A 20,539-nucleotide genomic window follows, 5' to 3' on the forward strand; every position below is an offset into this window, starting at 1 on the left:
CTTTCCGAGATCAATGGTGGTGTGCGTGCACGCCGGAGCGGCTCAGCCGTCCAGCGCCTCCATCCGGTCGGTGGCGAAGACCAGCCCATGACCGGGCGCCGTCCGAGCCCGGAGCACGCCGTCGTCGATGGTCACCCCGCTGGGCTCGGCGAGGGCGCCCAGCGCCGCGAACGAGGCGTCCTCGACGTCCTCGACCATGGTGGTCAGCGGCAGGCACATCGCCAGCTGCCCGGAGACGTCCGGCAGCAGGTGCGGCGCCACCGGCACGCTCGCCGCCGCCGCGAGCTGGGCGATCCGGAGGAACGGGGTGATCCCGCCGACCCGCACCACGTTGGGCTGGACGACATCGGCGGCTCCGGAGGCGAGCAGCGCGCGGTACTGGAACGCGGTGTAGACGTTCTCCCCCACCGCGATCGGCACGCCCAGCCCGGCGTCGTGCAGCCGGCCCAGCGCCGTCAGGTCGTCGGCGACCAGCGGCTCCTCCACCCAGTACAGGTCGTAGGGCGCCATCGCCCGGACCGCGCGCATCGCCGTCGGGAGGTCCCAGCGCTGGTTGGCGTCGACCATCAGCCGGCGGTGCGGCCCGAGCGCCGCGCGGACGGCGGCCACCCGCTCGACGTCCTCGGCCAGGTCGGGCCGGCCCACCTTGATCTTCACCGCGGTGCACCCGTCGGCGACCCAGCGCTCGGTCTGCGCGACCAGCTCCTCGAGGGAGTAGTGGAAGTTGACCCCGCTGCCGTAGACGGCGACCGAGTCGCGCCGGCGGCCCAGGTGGTCGACCAGGCTCTGCCCGGCGGCCTTGGCCGCGAGGTCCCACAGCGCGGTGTCGACGGCGGCGATCGCCATCGTGGTCAGCCCGCCGCCGCCGGCCTCGTGCAGGTGCCACCAGAGCCGGTCCCAGACGACGCCGGGCTCCACCGGCCCGCCGACGACCACCGGGGCGACGTCGTGGTCGACCAGCGACTGCAGCGCGCGGGCCCCGATCGACGGCGTCCAGCTGAACCCGGTGCCGGTGCGGCCGTCGCTGGTCTCCAGCTCGGTGACCAGCAGGTGCAGCGCGGGCACGTCGGCGCCCCACGGCCGGGACAGCGGCAGCCGGAACAGCCGGCTGGACAGCCGGGCGACCGTGCTCATCGCAGCTCCGTCCGCCAGCTGCGGGACGCCGTCCAGCCCAGCAGCTGCTCCGCCTTGGCGGTGCTGAACGCCGGGCTCGTGCCGGTCAGGCCGGCGGCGAGCTCCGGGGCGACCCCGGAGAACTCCGGGAGCAGCTCGGCCAGCGGCGCCTCGGCCAGCGCGTCCTGGGCGCCGACGAAGTAGACCTCGCCGTTGGGCACCTCGCCGGCCTTGCCCAGCAGGGTGTCCAGGAAGTCCGAGCAGTCGCGGGCGTCGACGTAGTTGAACAGCGAGACCGCGCCGTGCCGCGGGTCGGCGATCCGCTCGCGCACCGTGTGCCCCTGCTGGGTCGGCGCCCCCGCCCACTCCTCCGGCGCGATGACGAAGCACGGCCGGAACGCCGCCAGACGCACCCGGTCGCCGTACTGGGCGGCGAACATCCGCATGGTCTGCTCGGCGGCCAGCTTGGACAGCCCGTAGGCGTTCCACGGCCGTGCCGGGTGGTCCTCGTCCAGCGGCAGGTACCGCGGTGCCCAGCCGGCTGGGCTGCCGTAGCCCATGACGGTGGGGCTGCTGGCCGTGACCACGGTGCCGACACCGAGGTCGATGGCGGACTGCAGCACGTTGTAGGCCAGCGTGCTGTTGGTGGCGTGGATGACCGACTCGGGCCGGCTGAACGGGACGGCGATCGCCGCCAGGTGGACGACGGCGTCCGGCCGGTACCGGGCCATCACCCCGTAGGCCTGGCCGAGGTCGGTCAGGTCGGCGGGGAACGTCTCCGCGGCCTTCTCCAGCGGCGCGGCGGCGACGTCGACCGAGACGACCTCGTGGCCGGCGTCGGCCAGCCCGTCGACGACGCTGCGGCCCAGCCGGCCGGCGCCCCCGGTGACCAGCACCTTCACGCCGACACCACCCTGCTCCCGCCCACGCCACCCGCCCCGACGCCGGGCACGACCACGTCCAGGTAGCGCTGCTTGACCGTCTCCACGACCTCGGCCTTGGGCTGGGCCCAGACGTCGGCGTTGAAGATCTCCACCTCGACGTCACCGGTCCAGCCGGCGGCCTCGACGGCGGCCACGAACGGCGGGAAGTCGATCACCCCGTCGCCCATGTAGCCGCGGGCCATGAGCGCGTCGGCCGGGATGGGCATGAGGAAGTCGCAGACCTGGAAGGAGGCGATCCGGTCACCGGCCCGCGCGATCGACGCCCAGACCTCCGGGTCCCACCAGAGGTGGAAGGTGTCGACGACCACGCCCACCTGCGCCGACGGGAAGGGCTCGGCCAGGTCGAGGGCCTGGGCGAGGGTGGAGAGCACGGCCCGGTCGGCGCAGTACATCGGGTGCAGCGCCTCCAGGGACAGTCGCACGCCGCGCTCGCCGGCGTAGGGCGCCAGCTCGGCCAGCGCCTCGGCCACCCGCTCCCGGGCGCCGGCCAGGTCGCGGGAGCCTGCGGGCAGGCCGCCGACCACCATGACCAGCGACTCGGCGCCCAGGGTGGCGGCCTCGTCGATCGCCCGCCGGTTGTCCGCGAGCGCGGTGGCCCGGGCGGCCGGGTCGCTCGCGGTGAGGAACCCGCCGCGGCAGTGCGAGGTGACCCGCAGGCCGGCGTCCCGGATCAGCTTCGCGGACCGCTCCAGGCCGAACTCGGCGACCGGCTCGCGCCAGGTGCCGAGCGCGGAGAGCCCCGCCGCGGCCACCCCGTCGACGAAGTCGGGCATCGACCAGCCCTCGACCGTCTTGTGGTTGATCGACAGCTTGGCCAGCCGCGGGTCGGCGGTCACTGGGCCACCCCCACGGTCGACAGGTACGTGCTCATCCGCCCGGCGGCGAGCTCCGGGTCGGGCAGCAGCCCGGCGGCGTCGGCCAGCCGGAGGACCTCGGCCAGGTGGACCGGGCTGCGCGAGCTCTCCAGCCCGCCGACCATCCGGAAGCCCGGCTGGTGGCCGGCCAGCCAGGCCAGGAAGACGATGCCGGTCTTGTAGTAGTACGTGGGCGTGCCGAACAGGTGCCGGGACAGCGCCACGGTCGGCTCGAGCAGCCGGTCGTAGGTGGCCAGGTCCTCCCGGTCCAGCGCCTGCAGCGCGGTGGAGGCGGCCGGGGCGATCGCGTCGAAGATGCCCAGCAGGGCGTGCGAGTACGACTCGCCGTCCCCGCGCACCAGGGACGGGTAGTTGAAGTCGTCCCCGGTGTAGAGCCGGACGCCGTCGGGCAGCCGGCGGCGCATGTCCACCTCGTGCGCCTCGTCGAGCATGGAGACCTTGATCCCGTCGACCTTGGCGCTGTGGTCGGCGATCACCTGCAGCACTGTGTCGGTGGCCTCGGTCAGCTGCGCCGAGCCCCAGTAGCCGGCCAGCGCCGGGTCGAACATGGGGCCGAGCCAGTGCAGGACCACCGGCCGCGACACCTGCTCGAGCAGCCGGGCGTAGACCTTGGCGTAGTCCTCGGCGCTGCGGGCCACCCGGGCCAGCTGCCGGCTGGCCATGATGATCACGTTCGCGCCGGCGCCCTCGACCACCTCGATCTGCTCGAGGTAGGCGGCCAGCACCTCGTCGGTGCTGGCCAGGTCGGCCGGCGCCTGGTCGGTGCCCGCACCGCAGGCCAGCAGCCCGCCGCAGGCCTGGGCCTCGGCGGCCGAGCGGCGGATCAGCTCGGCGGTGGTGCTCCAGGGCATGCCCATGCCGCGCTGGGCGGTGTCCATCGCGTCGGCGACGCCGAGACCGTAGGACCACAGGTGCCGGCGGAAGGCGAGGGTCGCCTCCCAGTCGACGTCCACCGGCGCACCGGGGGTGTTGTCGCCGAACGGGTCGGCCACCACGTGCGCCGCGGCGTAGGCGGTGCGGCTGGTCAGCGGGCCGTCGGGGCGGGTGAAGGCACCGGGCTCGCCGAGCCGGTGCTCGGCGAGCGTCCCGTCGGCCCGGGGCAGCCGGACGGTCGGGCCGCTCACACCGTCACCTCGGGGATCTCGATGCGGCGCCCCTCGGCCGAGGACTGCAGGCCCAGCTCGGCCACCTGGACACCGCGGGCACCGGCGAGGAAGTCGTAGGCGTGCGGGGCGTCCTCGAGCACGTGGCGGAGGAACTGCTCCCACTGCGCCCGGAAGCCGTTGTCCAGGTCGGCGTTGTCCGGCACGACCTGCCACTGGTCCCGGAACCGCTCGGTGACCGGCAGGTCGGGGTTCCAGACCGGCTTCGGGGTGGTGGCCCGGTGCTGGATCTTGCACTCGCGCAGCCCCGCGACGGCGCTGCCCTCGGTGCCGTCGACCTGGAACTCGACCAGCTCGTCGCGGTAGACCCGCACCGCCCAGGAGGAGTTGATCTGCGCGATCACGCCGCCGGGCAGCTCGAAGATGCCGTAGGCGGCGTCGTCGGCGGTGGCCGGGTAGGGCTGCCCGTGCTCGTCGATCCGGGTGGGGACGTGGGTGACCGCCTTGGCGGTGACCGCCTCCGGCCGGCCAAAGAGGTTCTCCAGCACGTAGGACCAGTGGCAGAACATGTCGACGACGATGCCGCCGCCGTCCTCCTTGCGGTAGTTCCAGCTCGGCCGCTGGGCCTCCTGCCAGTCGCCCTCGAACACCCAGTAGCCGAACTCGCCGCGCACCGACAGGATCTGGCCGAAGAAGCCGCCGTCGATCAGCCGCTTCAGCTTCACCAGGCCCGGCAGGTAGAGCTTGTCGTGGACGACGCCGTTCTTCACCCCGGCCTCGGCGGCCAGCCGGGCCAGCTCCAGGGCGCCCTCGAGGGACTCCGCGGTGGGCTTCTCGGTGTAGATGTGCTTGCCGGCGGCGATCGCGGCCTTGATCGACTTCTCCCGCGCCTGGGTCACCTGGGCGTCGAAGTAGATCGGTGCGGAGTCGTCCCGCAGCGCCTCGTCCAGGTCCGTCGTCCACCGCTCGATGCCGTGCTGGGCGGCGAGCTCGGCCAGCTTGCGCTCGTTGCGGCCCACCAGGATCGGCTCGGGCACGACCCGGCGGCCGTCGGCGAGCTGCAGCCCACCGGCGTCCCGGATGGCGAGGATGGACCGGACCAGGTGCTGGCGGTAGCCCATCCGGCCGGTGACGCCGTTCATGATGATGCCGATCGAGCTGTCCACGGTGCTTGCCTCCAAAGCGGGTGAGGGGGTCATCGGGTGCTCCCGGCGGGAGCGGCTGCGGCCTCGGGCCGCAGCGGGATGCCGAAGTCGGCCAGGTGCACGACCTGGCCGGTGGTCAGGGACTGGTTGGCCGCCGCGCCGACGAGCACGCTGCGGACGCCGTCGAGCCAGCCGGCCGCCTGACCCAGCGGGTCCGACCGGGTGCCGGGGCGGAACAGGTCGTCCAGCAGCAGGGCGTCGCCGCCGCCGTGCGCACCGGGCCCCTCGGGGACCTCGATCCGCCGGGCGGCCTCCCAGCGGCGTTGCAGCACCAGCTCGGTGCCCTCGCTCCGGGCCCCGGACGCCGCCTGGACCTCCTCGGGCGTGGCGCTGGGGTCGACGGCGACGCCGAACCCGCCGATGACGTCGTCCGCGGCGACGACCGCAGCCCGCTCGACCACCGACAGCTCGATCCGGCCCGCGGTGCCGTTGATGCTCACCCGGTAGCCCTCCCAGGGGCCGTGGGCGTTGAGCGAGTAGCTGAGCGCCGGGCCGCCGGCGTACTGCATCAGCAGCGCCATGTTGTCCTCGATGGTGATGCCCGGGGAGAACACGTCCTGGTCGCGGATGTAGCCGTCCTCGGCCTCCGCCTCCAGGTAGAGCTGACGCAGCCGGTCGTTGCCGGCCAGGTCGAGGGCGAACGGGTCGCGGCCGGCGTCCGGGGCGCCGTGGCTGCGCGCCGGGCGCTCGCCCAGGCCCCGCTCCTTCGCGTTGGCGTCGCCGTAGAAGCGCAGACCGCCGAGGGCGAACACGGTCTCCGGCACCGCGCCGACCCACCAGTTGACCAGGTCGAAGTGGTGCGTGGCCTTGTGCACGAACAGGCCGCCGGACAGCGCCTTGTCCCGGTGCCAGCGGCGGAAGTAGTCGGCACCGTGGACGGAGTCCAGCACCCACTCGAAGTGGACGCTGGTCACCTGGCCGATCGCACCGTCGGCGATCAGCTGCCGGACGGCGGAGTTCCGCGGCGAGTAGCGGTAGTTGAAGGTGACGACGAGGTCGCGGCCGGTCTCGTCGACGGCGTCGACGATGGTGCGGCAGCCCGCGGCGTCGGTGGTCAGCGGCTTCTCGGTGATCACGTCGTGGCCGGCGCGCAGCGCGCGGGAGATGTACTCGGCGTGGGTGTGGTCGACGCTCGCGACGATGACGACGTCGGGCTGCTCCCGGTCGAGCATCGTGTCGAAGTCCTCGGGCCCGTAGGCCGGCAGCGGCGCCGCGCCGGGGTGGGCTGCGGCGAACTGTCGTTGGTAGTAGGCCATCCGCGTGCTGTTGGGGTCGCAGAGGGCGACGAGCCGGCCGACGTCGGCGTGGCTGCCGAGCAGCGCCGCGACGTACATCTCGGCGCGGTGGCCGGTGCCGACGATCGCGTAGCGACGCGGCTCCGGGGGCGCGGACGAGGCGGTGGTGGTCACGTCTCCCTCTCGGTGGTGGGACGGGTGGCGCAGGGAGGGGGTGCCAGGGGGCGGCCGGTGACCGGCCGCCCCCTGGCCGGCGATCAGGCGATCGCCGACTCGACCTCGCTCATGAACTGCTCGGCGGCGTCCTCCACCGAGACCTGGTCGAACAGGATCTGCTCGGTGTAGCGCTGCAGGATCGACTGCACCTCACCGGCGCCCTGCGGGGGCAGCGCCGGCGGGTCCTGCAGACCGGGGGTGATCTCCTCGACGAATGCGACGGCAGCCTGGCCGGGCGCGTCCAGGGTCGGGGCGATCTGGTCACGCAGCTCGGTGTTCACCGGCAGGCCGCGGTCGGCCTTGATGATGTTCACCGCGTCCTCGGAGTTGATCAGCCAGTCCAGCAGCATGGCCGCCTCCTGCGGGCTCTCGCAGTCGCTGCTGATCGCCCAGAACATGGCCGGCTTGAGGTACATGCCGGTCTCGCCGTCCCCCTCCTCGGTGGGGAACTGGCGGAACTCCAGCTCGCTGCCGGCCCCCGCGGTCAGGGCGGGCAGCTCGTTGGTCCACCAGAAGCCCGACGCACCGTTGCCGGTGGCGACCAGCGCCTGGTCGACCCCGCCGTTGAACACCTCGACCGTGGTGGCCGGCGGCGGCTCGGCGCCGGTCTCGGATGCCCTCTTCTCGATGGCCCACCAGTCGGCCAGGGTCTCGGTGGTGAAGCCGATCTCGCCGTTCTCGTCGAACAGCGCCTCGCCCTGCTCACGGGCGTAGACCTCGAAGTTGGTGTCGCCACCGTTGAGGCCCATCGCCTGCATGCCGTAGACCTCCCCGCCGGTCGCCTGGGTGACCTGGGCGGCGGTGTCGACCATCTCCTCCCAGGTCCAGGACGAACCGTCGGGCACCGGCACCCCGGCGGCCTCGTAGGCCGCCGGGTCGATGACCACGGAGAAGGCGTTCACCCCGGTGGGGATCGCGTAGGTGGCGTCCTCGACCGCGCCGGTCTCGGCGACGTTCTCGTCGAGGTCGCTCGTGTCGATCGTGCCGTCCTCGATGTACGGCGTGAGGTCCAGCAGCGCCCCACGGTCGGCGTACTCCCGGACGTACCGGGTGTCCTGCTGCATGAGGCAGGGCGCGTCGCCGCCGGCGGTGCTGGTGGCCAGGCGGTCCCAGTAGTCGGCGAACCCGGTGAAGTCGCCCTCGATCGTGACGCCCTCGTTCTGGGACTCGTAGAGGTCGATCAGCTCCTGGGTGGCGGCGTGCCGGGTGTCGCTGCCCCACCACGACATCCGCATGGTGACCGGCCCGTCGTCGCGGGTCGTGCCGCCGTCGGCGGCTGCGCCGCCGTCGTCGCCACCGCAGGCCGCGGTGGTCAGCAGCAGCCCGAGGACGCCGCCGGTGACGCCGATGCGGGTGGGCCAGGGCGTACGCGCCCCATTGCTCCGGTTCGTGTGCACGTTCCTTACCTCCTTGTAAGTGCTGCGTGGATGAGTGGCGCGTGAGCTGTGTGGTGTCGTCACTTGAGCCCCGTGGTGGCGATGCCGCGGACGAGATAGCGCTGACCCGCGAGGAAGAAGCCGAAGACCGGCGCCAGGGCGACGATCGACATGGCGAAGACGGGACCCCACGGCGTCTGGCTCGTCGCGTCGACGAACGTCCGCAGGGCGACCGGGACGGTGTACATCTCCGGATCGGTCAGGAAGATCAGCTGGCTGAAGAAGTCGTTCCAGGTCCAGATGAAGGTGAAGATGGCCGTGGTGGCCAGAGCCGGCACCGACAGCGGGATCACGATCCGCCAGAAGATGGCGAAGTGCCCGCAGCCGTCGATCCGGGCGGCCTCGTCCAGTTCCAGCGGGATGCCCCGGATGAACTGCACCATCAGGAAGATGAAGAAGCCGTCGGTGGCCAGCAGCTTCGGCACGATCAACGGCCAGTAGGTGTTGATCCAGTCGAGCTCGGAGAAGAGGATGTACTGCGGCACGATCACCACGTGGATCGGCAGCATCATCGTCCCGAGCATCACCGCGAACCAGAACTTCTTGAACTTGAAGTTCAGCCGAGCGAACGCGTAGGCCGCCGCGGAACAGGCCAGCAGGTTGCCGATGATCGAACCGACGACGATGACCAGCGAGTTCCAGATGTAGTGGCCGAAGTCCCGAGGCAGCGCCGTCCAGCCCTCAGGGTAGTTCTCCGTGGTGACGCGCTCGGGGATCAAGCCGGTCTGGCTGAAGATGTCCTCGGTGAACTTGAACGAGCTGGAGAGCATCCACAGCAGCGGGTAGAGCATGAGCAGCGCCCCGAGGATGAGCACGGTGTGCGCCAGCCAGCGCGGCCGCTGCTTCTTCTTGCGGTCGGGCAGCTTCTCCGTGGCAGCCACAGGGGGGGCCACGGTCAGGTCAGTCGCCATAGAACACCCAGTACTTCGCTGCGAAGAAGTTGATCGCGGTCAGCCCACCGACGATGAGCAGGAGGAACCAGGCCAGCGCCGAGGCGTAGCCCATGTCGAAGTTGCCGAAGCCGCGCTGGTAGAGGTAGAGCGTGTAGAAGAGCGTCGAGTCCGCCGGACCGCCGGTGCCGCCGCTGACGATGAACGCCTGCGTGAACGTCTGGAACGCGTTGATCGTCTGCAGCACGAGGTTGAAGAAGATGATCGGCGAGAGCAGCGGCAGGGTGACCTGGAAGAACTGCCGGACCTTCCCCGCGCCGTCCAGGGACGCCGCCTCGTAGTACATGGTCGGGATCTGCCGCAGCCCGGCCAGGAAGATGACCATCGGGGCGCCGAAGGTCCAGACGTTGAGGATGATCAGCGTGCCGAGGGCGTAGTCGGGGTCGGAGACCCAGCCCGGCGGGTTCTCGAACCCGATGAACCGCAGGACGCCGTTGAGCAGCCCGTCGGAGCCGAAGATCTGCCGCCACAGGATGGCGATCGCGACGCTGCCGCCGATCAGCGACGGCAGGTAGTAGACCGACCGGTACAGCGCCAGGCCGCGCAGGCCCCGGTCCAGGATCATCGCCAGGAACAGGGCGAACGCCAGCTGCAGCGGCACCGAGACGACGACGTAGATGAACGTGACCTTGAGCGACTGGTAGAAGCGCGGGTCGTCGAACATCCGCTGGAAGTTGTCCAGCCCGATCCACTCCGGCGCACCGATGAGGCTGTAGTCGGTGAAGGACAGGTACGCCGAGGCGGCGATCGGTCCGGCGGTGATGAACAGCAGGCCGGCGAACCACGGGGCCAGGAACAGGTACGGCGTGAGGCGAGCCGTCCACCACTTCCGCCCACGGGGCGCAGCACGACCCGTGGTCCCAGGAGCCTCGTCGTGCGAGCGTTCGCGCGACGGGACGTCGAGCGTTGACGACACGGGCTCTCACCTCTCTGTGCAGCTCGTCGGACGGCTTCGTCCGGTGCGTCGGATGTGCAGTGGCTCACATGTTGGTAAGCGCTTTCTAGACCCCCGGCCGAACCGCTGTCAACGCTCGGCGAGCCCGCCCGGGCCACTCGGCTGCCGCTGTGCGCTGCCTCACAAGTGGGTAAGCGCTTTCTACTCGGGTCGGCTCGGGCATGTCAACGAGTCGACTCGGGCAACTGGGTCACGATCCGGCGACACCGCCCACTGCGCCGCGCTGACCAGTACGTTCACGTCGGCCGGCGACTTCGGGCCCGACACGTCCCGGCCGACTCGTCGGCAAGCCCTTTCCCATTGCGGCGGGTCTGGCTACGCTCAGCGTCCCGTCGGCGACCGCGCCGACGACTGGCTCGGTCAAGGGGGATCACGTGCCAGGACAGTCCCGAACCGCCGGCCGGGTGGTGCTCGTCGGAGCCCACGGCCACGGTCGCTGGCACCTGCAGAACCTGCGCCGGCTGGCTGCGGCCGGTGACGTCCGCCTGGTCGGGATCTGCGACCCGCGGCCGCTGGACGACGAGTTGCGCGCACTGGCCGGCGACGTCCTCGTCGCCGCCTCGTTGGACGAGCTGCTCGCGGCGACCAGCCCCGACGTGACCATCATCTGCACGCCGATCCACACCCACACCGACCTGGCGCTCACCGCCGCCCGGGCGGGCAGCGCCGTGCTGCTGGAGAAGCCCCCCACCCCGACGCTGGCCGAGTTCGACCGGCTGGTCGAGGGCATCGAGAGCACCGGGGCGGCCTGCCAGATCGGCTTCCAGAGCCTGGGCTCAGCGGCCATCGGCCGCGTGCGCTCACTGGTCGAGGGCGGGGCGATCGGCACGGTCCGCGGCATCGGCGCCGCCTGCGCGTGGGTCCGGGACGCGTCCTACTACGGCCGGGCCAGCTGGGCCGGGCGGCGCAGCGTCGACGGGGTGCCGGTCGTCGACGGCGCCCTGACCAACCCCTTCGCCCACGCGGTGGCCACCGCCCTGGCCCTGACCGGCGCCACCGGTGCCGGCTCGCTGGACACCATCGAGGTCGAGCTGTACCGGGCCAACCCGATCGAGGCCGACGACACCTCCTGCCTGCGGATCCGCACCGCCGGCGGGCCGGTGGTCACCATCGCCGCCACGCTGGCCGCCGAGCACCCGCGCGACCCCGTCCTCGTCGTCCACGGGAGCACCGGGCGGATCACGCTCTCCTACAAGACCGGTGAGGTGCGGCTGCAGGCCGACGGCGTCGACGAGACGACGACGCACCCGAGCACCGACCTGCTCGAGGACCTGCTGGCCCACCTGCGCGACCGCACCCGGCCGCTGCTCGTCCCCCCGTCGGCGACGCGCTCCTTCATGGAGGTCGTGGAGGCGGTGCGCTGCGCCCCGGACCCGGTGGAGATCCCGGCCGGGCACCGGCGGGCCGAGGGCGAGGGCACCACCGCCCACCAGGTCGTGCCGGGCGTCGACGCGCTGGTCGACCGGGCCGCCGAGGAGCTGCGGCTCTTCTCCGAGCTGGGGACGCCCTGGGCCCAGGCCCCGGCGGTGCGGCAGCTGGGCGCGGCTCCGTCGTCCGTGGCGGGCTGACGGTGGCGCTCAAGGCCCTGCACCAGGGGCACGTCCCGGAGGAACCGTCCCCGGCCGGCACGGCCCTGGCCACGCTGACGGTCGCCGGCACCGTCGTCGCCACCTGCTGGGACGGCGCCGGGCTGCCCGGCGTGCTCGCCCCCCGGCCGTTCCTGCACCCGGTCACCACGCTGGCCGGCACCCCCGTCACCGACGCCCAGCCGGAGGACCACCGCTGGCACCTGGGCGTCTCGGTCACCCTGCAGGACGTCGGCGGGGCGAACGTCTGGGGCGGCCGCACCTACCTGCGCGACCAGGGCTACACCTGGCGGGCCGACCACGGTCGCCAGGTGCACACCGGGTGGACGGCGCTGGCACCCGACGGCTTCCGGGAGACCCTCGACTGGCTGGGCCCGGACGGGCGCACGCTGCTCACCGAGGAGCGCACCGTGGAGGCAGCCCCGGCTCTGCTCCCCGGCGCCTGGACCCTCGACCTGACCACCACCCTGCACAACGCCACCGACGCCCCGGTGGAGCTGGGCAGCCCCGCGACCAACGGGCGCAGCGGTGCCGGCTACGGCGGGCTGTTCTGGCGGTTCCCCCCGGTGACCGGGGCCCGGGTGTGGAGCCCGGACGCCGAGGGTGAGGACGCCGTGCACGGCTCGTGTGCGTCCTGGGTGGCCTTCGCCGCCACCGGCCCGGCGCCGTTCACCGTGGCGCTGGCCGGCACCGACGAGGCCACCCGGGGCGACCCCTGGTTCGTCCGCGTCGACGACTACCCCGGGCTGGGCTCCCAGCTGGCCGCCGAGCACCCGGTGCGACTCGCACCCGGGGCGGCCACCACCCGCAGCTTCCGGGCCCTGGTGGCCGACGGGACGCCGAGCTCCGAGGCCATCGGGGATGCGCTCACGGCCGCGCCGGGCCAAGGTGGACGGCGATGACCGCTGCTCGGGAGAGCCCGGCCGGCCGCCGCGCCACACCGGACGAGGTCGCCGGGGCCCCCGCCGTCCGGCGCAGCGGCCCCGTGCTGCTCTCCGAGGTCGCCGCCCACGCCGGGGTCTCGCTGGCCACCGCCTCCCGGGTGCTCAGCGGCAGCCGCTCGGTCGGTGAACCGCACCGCGGCCGGGTGCTGGCCGCGGCCCAGGAGCTCCGGTACACGCCGAACGCGCAGGCCCAGGCGGTGGCCCGGGGGGCCAGCAACGTGGTCGGCCTGATCATCCACGACGTCCTGGACCCGTACTTCTCCAGCATCGCCGGCGGGGTGATGCGGCAGGTCGAGGAGCGCGAGCTCGTCGTGTTCCTGGCCAGCACGCACAGCGACGTCGACCGCGAGCTGGAGTTCGTCCAGACGATGCGCTCCCACCGCGTGCGCGCGCTGATCATCTGCGGCAGCCGCACCACCGACCGGGCGCACAACGAGCGGCTGGCCCACGAGCTCGAGGGCTACGCGGCCGCCGGCGGCCAGGCCGCGGTGATCAGCCAGGACCGGCTGGGCACCCACGCCGTGGTGCCGCAGAACCGCACCGGGGCCCGGGCCCTGGCCCGCGAGCTGTGCCGGCTGGGCCACCGCCGCTTCGCGGTGCTCGCCGGGCCACGCGGGCTGCTGACCTCCCGCGACCGGCTGACCGGCTTCCGGGAGGGCCTCGCCGCCGAGGGGATCGACGTCGCCGACCTGCAGGTGCTGCACGGGGAGTTCACCCGGGAGGGCGGGGAGAGCCTGGCCACCCGGCTGATCGCCCAGGGCCCGCTGCCGACCTGCGTCTTCGCCGTCAACGACGTGATGGCCCTCGGCGCGCTGGCCGGCTTCCGGGCCGCCGGCGTCCGCGTGCCGGACGACGTCTCGCTGGCCGGCTTCGACGACATCGCCCCGCTGCGCGACGTCGTCCCCTCGCTCACCTCGGTGCACCTGCCGCTGGAGGAGATGGGCGCCCGGGCGGCGCAGCTGGCACTGGACACCGAGCCACAGACCACGAGCCAGGCCGTCAAGGTCCATGCCGAGGTGGTGCTGCGCGACAGCACCCGCCGGCTCGCCTGACCACCACCGGAGGACACCGTGCACCACCTGGACCGACCGTCGGCCGCCGATCGGGCGGTCAAGCGCGAACGCGCGCTCGACCTGCTGCGCCGGACCGGGCAGGAGCGGCTGGTGCTCACCTCGGTGGGCTCGCTGTCCTGGTACCTGGACGGCGCCCGGCCGGCCGTGAAGCTGTCCGCCGAGAACGGGGTGATCGCCGTCGTGGTCGACGCCGACGGGGACACCGTGTTCGTGCCGAACAACGAGGCCGAGCGGCTCGCCGCCGAGGAGCTGCCCAGCGACGTCCGGGTGCAGGTGACCGACTGGTGGGCACCGCTGCTGGGGCCCGACCTGGCTCCGGGCACCCCGGGAGTGCTGACCGAGGCCGACCCGGTCGCCGCGGAGGGGCTGCGAGCCGCCCGGGCGAGCCTGCTCCCGGTCGAGACCGAGCGGTACCGCCGCCTCGGCCGGGACGCCGCCGAGGCGCTGACCGCGACCGCACTGTCGCTGCAGCCCCGGACGACCGAGCGTGAGGTGGCGGCCCGGCTGGGCGGTGAGCTGCTGGCCCGCGGGGCCGAGCCGTTCGTCGTCCTGGTCGCCGGGGAGGAGCGGCTGCCCTTCCGGCACGCGCTGCCCACCGACGGGGTGCTCGGCCGACGGGTGATGCTCGTCGTGTGCGCGCGGCGGCACGGGCTGATCGCGAACGCGACCCGCTGGGTCGCCCTCGCGCCGCCGACCGCCAGCGAGGCCGATGCCGACGCACGGATCCGCGCGGTGGAGACGGCGTTCCTGGCCGCCTCCACCCCCGGACGCCCGCTCGGCGAGGTCTTCGCCGCCGGCGCCAGCGCCTATGCCGACCAGGGCTTCCCGGCCGACGAGTGGACCCGGCACCACCAGGGCGGCCCGACCGGCTACTGGGGGCGCGACCCGGTCGCCACCCCGGACAGCGAGGTGCGGCTGGTGGCCGGACAGGCCGTCGCCTGGAACCCGTCCGCCCCCGGCGTGAAGATCGAGGACACCCTGCTGCTGGGCGACGGCGGCCCGGAGGTGCTCACCACCGACGGCGTGTGGCCGACCACCCGCGACGAGCTGGGGCTGCCGCGCCCCGACGTCCTGGTCCGCTGAACGACGCCCTCCCCGCCGGGCGCGGCGGGGAGGGCGTCCGTCCTCAGCGGAGGCGGCCGGAGCCGGCCTTGAGCTTCACCAGCACCGGCACCGCGACCGTCGGGTCGATCCGCTCCACGAAGGTGGGCGTCCAGCTCACCGTGGTCGGGATGTCCGGGTCGTTCACGGCGTTGTAGGCCTCGACCAGGCTGGTCCGGCGCGGCCAGGAGCGGCTGCTGACCAGCGTCCCCGACTCGTCCAGGCCTGCGCCGTCGAGCACGTCACCGCGCCAGTCCTCGACGAAGGACGCCGGGTCGACCCCGGGGGCCAGCTGGACGAAGTTGTTGTCGGCGACGATCTCGGCCTCCACGCCGACGCCCCAGCTGTACTGGTAGGCCGCCGGGTCGGAGACGACGTACCAGTTGTTGTAGACGTGCACGTCGCCGTAGCGCACCCGGGGCGCGCGCTGGCCGATGTCCTCCCACAGGTTGTGGTGGAAGGTGACCCGCAGCCGGCCGCGGTCGGCGACCCGGCTGTTGGAGGAGCCGACGAGGTTGGTCTTGTCGTGGTCCTGGAACTCGTTCCAGGAGACCGTGACCAGGTCGGAGGAGTTGGTGATGTCCAGCAGGCCGTCGTGCACCTCGAACTTCTGGCCGTACACGACGGGCAGCGCCTCCGGCGGGTTCTGCCCGTCGTCGAAGGTGTTGTGGTCGACCCAGACGTGGGTGGACTCGGCGAGCCACAGGTTGTCGTAGGCGGCGTTCCAGGCACCGGCGTCGCCGTCGGTCGGGTCCCAGGCGGTGAAGCAGTCGTAGGCGTCGGACAGCCGGAGGTTGCGGATGACCACGTCGTCCGAGCCGCGCACGGTGAGCGCGGCGCCGACGATCCCGGCGTCCCGCCCGACGCCGACGATCGTGACGTTGGAGCCCACGTACTGGCGCACCTGGGCCTCCTGGACGTCCGCGGACGCGGCCCGGGCGTCCTCCAGCGGACCGGTGGGCTCGGTCTCGGTCCCCCACACCTCCGGCGCGTAGGCCGCGATGTAGTCGGCCATGTCGAAGCCCTCGACCTCGTAGGACGCACAGTCGACGGTGCCGTCGGCGGTGCGCCGCTGGGCGTCCAGGACGCCGTGGACGTAGACGATCCGCGGCGTGGTGTCCCCGCGCGCGGCGTCGCCACCCAGGGCGGCGCGGAACTCCTCCCAGGTGCGGACGTGGAACACGTGGGCCGGGTCGGCCGTGGACCCACCGGTGGTGCCGCCCTCGGCGGCGGCCCAGCCGTCCTGCGCGCCGAGCACCTCCCGGCCGAGGTCCCGGTTCGGGTCCCGGCCGTGCGCCTGGGCAGCCGAGGGGGCGAGCGTGACGGCCAGGGCTCCGACCGCGGTGACGACGAGGGTGCGACGCAGTGCGCGCATGTCACTCCAAGATCTCGAAGGTGAGAAAGCGGTTTCCCGCGTGACGCGCGCCACGCTAACGACGCTCTCGAAACGGTGTCAAGACGTCCGAGACGACTCGCGGGTCCGCGAGCCGGTCATCTCGGCGCGTCCAGCCGGACATGACCTGGAGACCAGGTGCCGCAGCCGATCGGGGAAGGTCGGGACATGACCTCCCGCGAGCAGACCGACCGCCGTCCGCACCGGTTGCGCGAGGTGGTCGCGACCCGCCGGGGGTACGTGCTCGCCTGGTGGGGCTTCACCGCGACCTTCGCGCTGCTGCGGCTGATCACCTGGCTGATCCGCGAGGACGTCGCAGTGCTCGGCGACGTCGGGGTGGGCGGCACGCACCTGCACCACTACCTGTGGGGCATCCTGCTGCTCGCCGTCGTCGGTGGTGTCGCGCTGGGCGACCGCTCCCCCCGGATCCGGACCGGACTGGGCCTGTTCTTCGGCATCGGGCTCGCGCTCGTGGTCGACGAGGCCGCGCTGCTGATCCAGCTGGAGGACGTCTACTGGGACACCTTCGGCTGGGTGAGCGTGGGGCTCGCGTTGCTCGTCATCGGCGTCGCCGGCAGCGTCCTGGCGATGACCGAGGCGCCGCGCGAGCCGGGTCGCTGAGCTCAGCCGGCCGGCACCACGAACGGCACCTCCACGACCTCGTCGTCCGGCGACAGCGCCGTCATCGCCTGCGGCCGCCCGTCCTCGGCGACGCCGCTGAACGGCGTCACCGTCATCCGGTCACCGTCGATCTCGGCGAGCAGCACGTGTGACTGCGCCGCCCAGGCGACGGTGCCGGCGTCGGCGAAGTCCGTGGGCGGGTCGTCGCGCAGCTGCCCGCCGGCACCGGAGAGGAAGTAGTCGATGCCGTCGACGCGGGACAGCTGGAAGTTGTGCTCGTGCCCGGCGAAGGCGGCCCGGACACCGGCCCGGCGGAACCGGGGGACCAGCTCGCGCACCATCGACTCCGTGTTCGGGTGGTGCGGCCCCGCACAGAAGGTGGGGTGATGGGAGAACGGGAGCCGCCAGGTCGGGCCGCCGGGGTCGTCGGCGGGCAGCGCCCGGTCCAGCCAGGCCTGGTGTCGCGGGTTCTGGAAGAAGTGCTCGGTGGGCAGCGGATCGGCCAGCGAGGTGTCGATGCAGATGAACTCCACGTCGGCGCCGTACCGGAACCGGTAGAACATGCCCGGGTCGATCGAGGCCCGCTCACCGGCGGACTCGGGGGTGAACCGCAGGTCGGTGTGGAAGTTGTCCCGGACCTGCTGGCGGTCGTCGCTGGACTCGGTGTCGCTGGTGTCGTGGTTGCCGACCGTCGGGTACACCGGCACCCGGGCCAGCAGGTACCGGTAGGGCTGGTAGAAGCTGGAGAACCAGTCGGCGTCCGCCGCGCCGGTGCCGGTGGTCGCCCGGCTGCTCTCGCCCTGGTAGACGTTGTCGCCGGTGGAGATCACCAGCCGGACACCGCGGTCGTCGGACAGCCGATCGAGCACCTGGGCGACCCGCCGTTGCCGCCGCCCCTCCTCCGAGTCCACCACGACCCCGACCCCGTAGTCACCGAGGACGGCGAAGGTCAGCGGCGCCCGGACGTCGGGTGCCGGGTGCGTCCGGAAGGTCGGGTCGTAACCCCGTCCGGCCGGCCGCAGGTCCAGCCCGCCGCGAACCACCGGACCCCAGTCCCACCGCTCCCCCTCGGCCCAGGGCCGGCCGTCGACGGTGATCCGGTACCGGTGCCGGGTGTCGGGGGCCAGGCCGCCGACCCACACGTGGTTCCGCTCAGCGGTGACCGCCCGGCCCACCGTCGCGCCGTCGGTGTCGAGCACCTCCACGACCGCCTCCCCATAGGGCCGGGAGCCGGCCCCGATGCTGCCGGTCCGGCCCGGGTCCACGGCGTCCAGCTGCTCGTCGTCGACCAGCCGCCAGCGCGAGTCGGCATCCGGACGCCGGAACCAGAAGCCGCCCCAGGCGATCAGGGCCCGGTCGGGGCCGACGTCGACGAGGTGGACGTAGGGCTCGAAGTGCGTCTCCGTCATCGCCGCCACCTACCCAACGGCCGGCGGGTTCAGCCGACGAGGACCGCGTCCCGCTCGGCTGCGCCGGCGAGCTCGGCATAGCGGCCGCCCAGCGCCAGCAGCTCCTCGTGGGTGCCCTGCTCGACCACCCGGCCGTGGGCGAGCACCGCGATCAGGTCGGCGTCCCGGACGGTGGACAGCCGGTGCGCGATGGTGATCGTCGTCCGGCCCTGACTCGCCTCGTCCAGGGCCGCCTGGACGGCGCGCTCGGTGGTGTTGTCCAGCGCGCTGGTCGCCTCGTCGAGCACCAGGACGCGCGGGTCCCGCAGCAGCGTGCGGGCGATCGCCAGCCGCTGCTTCTCCCCGCCGGAGAAGCGGTGCCCACGGGCGCCGACCACGGTGTCGTAGCCGGCCGGCAGCGCGGCGATGACGTCGTGGACCTGGGCCCGGCGGGCGGCGTCGACCATCTCGGCGTCCGTGGCGTCGGGCTTGGCGTGCCGCAGGTTCTCGGCGATCGTGCCGTGCAGCAGGTAGGTCTCCTGGGCCACGACGCCCACCACGTGGGCCAGGTCGGCCAGCGAGACGTCCCGGACGTCGATGCCGTCGATCGTGACCCGCCCGGCGGTGGGGTCGTTGAGCCGGGCGACCAGGGAGGCGAGCGTGCTCTTGCCCGACCCGGTCTCCCCCACCAGCGCCAGGGTCGCCCCGGCGGGCACGGTGAGGTCGACGTCGTCCAGCGCGTCGCGGGTGCCGTCGGGGTACCGGAAGCCGACGTGGTCGAACCGCACCTCGCCGCGGACCGCGCGCGGGTCGAGGGGCACCGGGTGGGCCGGGTCGTCGATGTCGACCGGCAGGTCGAGGTACTCGAAGACCCGGCTGAACAGCGCCATCGAGGCGGTCAGCGAGACGCCGATGTCCAGCAGGCCCATCAGCGGACGGAACAGCGCGCCCTGCAGCGCGGTGAACGCGACGAGCGTGCCGATGGTCATCCCGCCCGACGTCGCGGGCAGCCCGGCGATCAGGTAGATCAGCGCCGGGATGCCGGCGAACACGATGCTCATCGTGGCCATCCGCCAGCGGCCGGCGAGCTGGGACCGCACCTCGAGCCCGACCAGGACGTCGGAGGTGCCGGCGAACCGCTGGGACTGGGCCGGGCCCGCGCCGAGGGTCTTGCCCAGCAGCACGCCGCTGACGCTGAGCCCCTCCTCCACCTGGGAGTGCAGGTCGGCCAGGGACCGCTGACGCTCGGCCGTGATGGCGCGGCGCATCCGGGCCACCCGCCGGGTCAGCCAGACGGCCGGCGGCAGGACGACGAGGGAGAGCAGCGACAGCCGCCAGCTCAGCACGGCCATGGCCACGACCGTGCCGATCACGGTGGTGGCGTTGGCGGCGAACGAGGTGGCCGTGGTGGTGACCACCGACTGCATCCCACCGATGTCGTTGGTGAGCCGGGACTGCACCTCGCCGCCCTTGGTGCGGGTGAAGAAGCCGAGCGACTGGCGCTGCAGGTGCGTGAACACCGCCGTCCGGAGCCCGTGCATGACGTGCTGGCCGACGGTGGTGGACAGCCAGGTCTGCAGCACGCCGAGGACGGCGGTGACCGCGGCCACGCCGACCATGCCGGCGACTGCCCAGCCGAGCAGCGACACGTCCTGCTGCGGGACCGCCTCGTCGATCACCAGCCGGATGAGGAACGGCGTGGCCAGCGCGATGGCCGAGCTGGCGACGATGAGCGTGACCACGGTGGCGAGCTGCCGCCGGTACGGGCGGAACAGCCCCGCGACGCGGCTCCAGCTCACCGGTGCGCGCTCCAGCTGGGCGCGGTCGGCCGGGTCGGGCCGCCCGCCGGAGCGCCCGCCTCCCCGGCCTGGGTCCATGGGGTCGATGGCGACCACCCCTCTCTGCGATCCTGAGGCTACCTCACGGTGTGGCAACCTCAGGGTCGCAGGTAGCATTCCCGCCGTGACGGACCGCGGCACGGCGACGCTCGGCGACCTGCTCATGCGGGTCGCCCGCACGCTGCGCCGCCGGTTCATCGCCGCGCTCGCACCCTGGGACCTCTCCCCGCACCAGGCCCGGGCGCTCCGGGTGGTCTGCGCCCGCGACGGCGTCCGGCTCTCCGAGCTGGCCGAGGCACTGCGGATCGCCCCGCGATCGGCGACCGAGGTGGCCGACGGGCTGCAGGAGCGGGGACTGGTCGAGCGCGCCGCCGACCCGGGCGACCGGCGGGCGGTGCGGTTGACGCCGACCGAGACCGGCCGCCGGGTGCAGCGCGAGGTGGACGACGCGCGGGCCGCGGACTCCCAGGAGCTGTTCGCCCGGCTCTCGGCCGCCGACCGCGCCGAGCTCGAACGGATCCTGCGCCAGCTCACCGACTGACCACCCGGGCCCGCTGACGCGG

18 protein-coding genes are annotated in these 20,539 nt (G+C 73.2%); 6 read left to right on the plus strand and 12 right to left on the minus strand.

The features are described 5' to 3' along the window. Nucleotides 1–42 precede the first annotated feature (42 nt). The 9 genes from O2V63_RS12910 to O2V63_RS12950 all read right to left on the minus strand — a co-directional run bounded on the left by O2V63_RS12910 (nt 43) and on the right by O2V63_RS12950 (nt 9,993). The gene (locus O2V63_RS12910) at nt 43–1,134 is read right to left on the minus strand and encodes a mandelate racemase/muconate lactonizing enzyme family protein (protein WP_269167951.1); all 1,092 of its coding nucleotides are present in this window, start codon (nt 1,132–1,134) and stop codon (nt 43–45) included. Further along, nucleotides 1,131–2,015 (minus strand): NAD-dependent epimerase/dehydratase family protein, encoded by an 885-nt coding sequence (locus tag O2V63_RS12915; protein ID WP_269167952.1) that lies wholly within the window; start codon nt 2,013–2,015, stop codon nt 1,131–1,133. The genes O2V63_RS12910 and O2V63_RS12915 overlap by 4 nt, the downstream gene beginning before the upstream one ends. Continuing rightward, on the minus strand, nt 2,012–2,893 hold the full coding sequence (locus O2V63_RS12920) for a sugar phosphate isomerase/epimerase family protein (RefSeq protein WP_269167953.1): 882 nt from the start codon (nt 2,891–2,893) through the stop codon (nt 2,012–2,014). Before O2V63_RS12920 ends, O2V63_RS12915 begins: the two co-directional genes overlap by 4 nt. Then, nucleotides 2,890–4,056, minus strand: coding sequence for a dihydrodipicolinate synthase family protein (locus tag O2V63_RS12925; RefSeq protein ID WP_269167954.1), 1,167 nt, complete (start codon nt 4,054–4,056; stop codon nt 2,890–2,892). The genes O2V63_RS12920 and O2V63_RS12925 overlap by 4 nt, the downstream gene beginning before the upstream one ends. Beyond that, entirely contained in the window at nt 4,053–5,201 is a 1,149-nt protein-coding gene (locus tag O2V63_RS12930) for a Gfo/Idh/MocA family protein (protein ID WP_269167955.1), read from the minus strand. The genes O2V63_RS12925 and O2V63_RS12930 overlap by 4 nt, the downstream gene beginning before the upstream one ends. 29 nt (nt 5,202–5,230) lie before the next feature. Continuing rightward, nucleotides 5,231–6,649 (minus strand): Gfo/Idh/MocA family oxidoreductase, encoded by a 1,419-nt coding sequence (locus O2V63_RS12935; protein WP_269167956.1) that lies wholly within the window; start codon nt 6,647–6,649, stop codon nt 5,231–5,233. Nucleotides 6,650–6,732: 83 nt separating this feature from the next. Continuing rightward, nucleotides 6,733–8,088 (minus strand): ABC transporter substrate-binding protein, encoded by a 1,356-nt coding sequence (locus O2V63_RS12940; protein WP_269167957.1) that lies wholly within the window; start codon nt 8,086–8,088, stop codon nt 6,733–6,735. 59 nt (nt 8,089–8,147) lie between these two features. Then, nucleotides 8,148–9,008 carry a carbohydrate ABC transporter permease gene (locus O2V63_RS12945; RefSeq protein WP_269167958.1) on the minus strand — a complete coding sequence of 287 codons (861 nt, stop codon included), beginning with the start codon at nt 9,006–9,008 and terminating at the stop codon, nt 8,148–8,150. Nucleotides 9,009–9,027: 19 nt separating this feature from the next. Beyond that, complete coding sequence (locus O2V63_RS12950; RefSeq protein WP_269167959.1) at nt 9,028–9,993, minus strand: carbohydrate ABC transporter permease; 966 nt, start codon at nt 9,991–9,993, stop codon at nt 9,028–9,030. 413 nt (nt 9,994–10,406) lie between these two features. Between O2V63_RS12950 and O2V63_RS12955 the strand changes: the two genes are divergently transcribed. The 4 genes from O2V63_RS12955 to O2V63_RS12970 are packed head-to-tail and all read left to right on the plus strand — an operon-like array spanning nt 10,407 to nt 14,718. After that, nucleotides 10,407–11,600: a Gfo/Idh/MocA family protein gene (locus O2V63_RS12955; RefSeq protein WP_269167961.1), complete on the plus strand. Its 1,194-nt coding sequence runs from the start codon at nt 10,407–10,409 to the stop codon at nt 11,598–11,600. 2 nt (nt 11,601–11,602) lie between these two features. Further along, nucleotides 11,603–12,520: a PmoA family protein gene (locus O2V63_RS12960; RefSeq protein WP_269167963.1), complete on the plus strand. Its 918-nt coding sequence runs from the start codon at nt 11,603–11,605 to the stop codon at nt 12,518–12,520. Then, complete coding sequence (locus O2V63_RS12965; RefSeq protein WP_269167964.1) at nt 12,517–13,614, plus strand: LacI family DNA-binding transcriptional regulator; 1,098 nt, start codon at nt 12,517–12,519, stop codon at nt 13,612–13,614. Before O2V63_RS12960 ends, O2V63_RS12965 begins: the two co-directional genes overlap by 4 nt. A gap of 18 nt (nt 13,615–13,632) precedes the next feature. Beyond that, on the plus strand, nt 13,633–14,718 hold the full coding sequence (locus tag O2V63_RS12970) for a M24 family metallopeptidase (protein ID WP_269167965.1): 1,086 nt from the start codon (nt 13,633–13,635) through the stop codon (nt 14,716–14,718). Nucleotides 14,719–14,761: 43 nt separating this feature from the next. Here O2V63_RS12970 and O2V63_RS12975 read toward each other — a convergent pair whose 3' ends face one another. After that, nucleotides 14,762–16,111, minus strand: coding sequence for a pectate lyase family protein (locus O2V63_RS12975; protein WP_269167966.1), 1,350 nt, complete (start codon nt 16,109–16,111; stop codon nt 14,762–14,764). A 186-nt stretch (nt 16,112–16,297) separates the two neighbouring features. Here O2V63_RS12975 and O2V63_RS12980 point away from each other — a divergent pair, with 186 nt between their 5' ends. Beyond that, complete coding sequence (locus O2V63_RS12980; RefSeq protein WP_269167967.1) at nt 16,298–16,750, plus strand: hypothetical protein; 453 nt, start codon at nt 16,298–16,300, stop codon at nt 16,748–16,750. A 2-nt stretch (nt 16,751–16,752) separates the two neighbouring features. On the opposite strand, the gene O2V63_RS12985 is transcribed toward O2V63_RS12980, so the two are convergent. Both O2V63_RS12985 and O2V63_RS12990 read right to left on the minus strand, forming a co-directional pair. After that, nucleotides 16,753–18,159, minus strand: coding sequence for a metallophosphoesterase (locus O2V63_RS12985; RefSeq protein ID WP_269167968.1), 1,407 nt, complete (start codon nt 18,157–18,159; stop codon nt 16,753–16,755). Nucleotides 18,160–18,188: 29 nt separating this feature from the next. Next, nucleotides 18,189–20,015: an ABC transporter ATP-binding protein gene (locus O2V63_RS12990; protein ID WP_269167969.1), complete on the minus strand. Its 1,827-nt coding sequence runs from the start codon at nt 20,013–20,015 to the stop codon at nt 18,189–18,191. An 85-nt stretch (nt 20,016–20,100) separates the two neighbouring features. On the opposite strand from O2V63_RS12990, the gene O2V63_RS12995 reads away from it, so the two are divergent. Further along, the gene (locus tag O2V63_RS12995) at nt 20,101–20,517 is read left to right on the plus strand and encodes a MarR family winged helix-turn-helix transcriptional regulator (protein WP_269167971.1); all 417 of its coding nucleotides are present in this window, start codon (nt 20,101–20,103) and stop codon (nt 20,515–20,517) included. Nucleotides 20,518–20,539: the final 22 nt, after the last annotated feature.

It is taken from the genome of Modestobacter sp. VKM Ac-2977, assembly GCF_026968045.1.
In the GTDB taxonomy this organism is placed as follows: Bacteria; Actinomycetota; Actinomycetes; order Mycobacteriales; family Geodermatophilaceae; genus Modestobacter.

What these genes read in the sequence shown, in the direction of transcription:
- O2V63_RS12910 (WP_269167951.1), bottom strand. Translation starts at nt 1,134, where the DNA reads ATGAGCACGGTCGCCCGGCTGTCCAGCCGGCTGTTCCGGCTGCCGCTG.
- O2V63_RS12985 (WP_269167968.1), bottom strand. Translation starts at nt 18,159, where the DNA reads ATGACGGAGACGCACTTCGAGCCCTACGTCCACCTCGTCGACGTCGGC.
- O2V63_RS12990 (WP_269167969.1), bottom strand. Translation starts at nt 20,015, where the DNA reads ATGGACCCAGGCCGGGGAGGCGGGCGCTCCGGCGGGCGGCCCGACCCG.
- O2V63_RS12980 (WP_269167967.1), top strand. Translation starts at nt 16,298, where the DNA reads ATGACCTCCCGCGAGCAGACCGACCGCCGTCCGCACCGGTTGCGCGAG.
- O2V63_RS12965 (WP_269167964.1), top strand. Translation starts at nt 12,517, where the DNA reads ATGACCGCTGCTCGGGAGAGCCCGGCCGGCCGCCGCGCCACACCGGAC.
- O2V63_RS12975 (WP_269167966.1), bottom strand. Translation starts at nt 16,111, where the DNA reads ATGCGCGCACTGCGTCGCACCCTCGTCGTCACCGCGGTCGGAGCCCTG.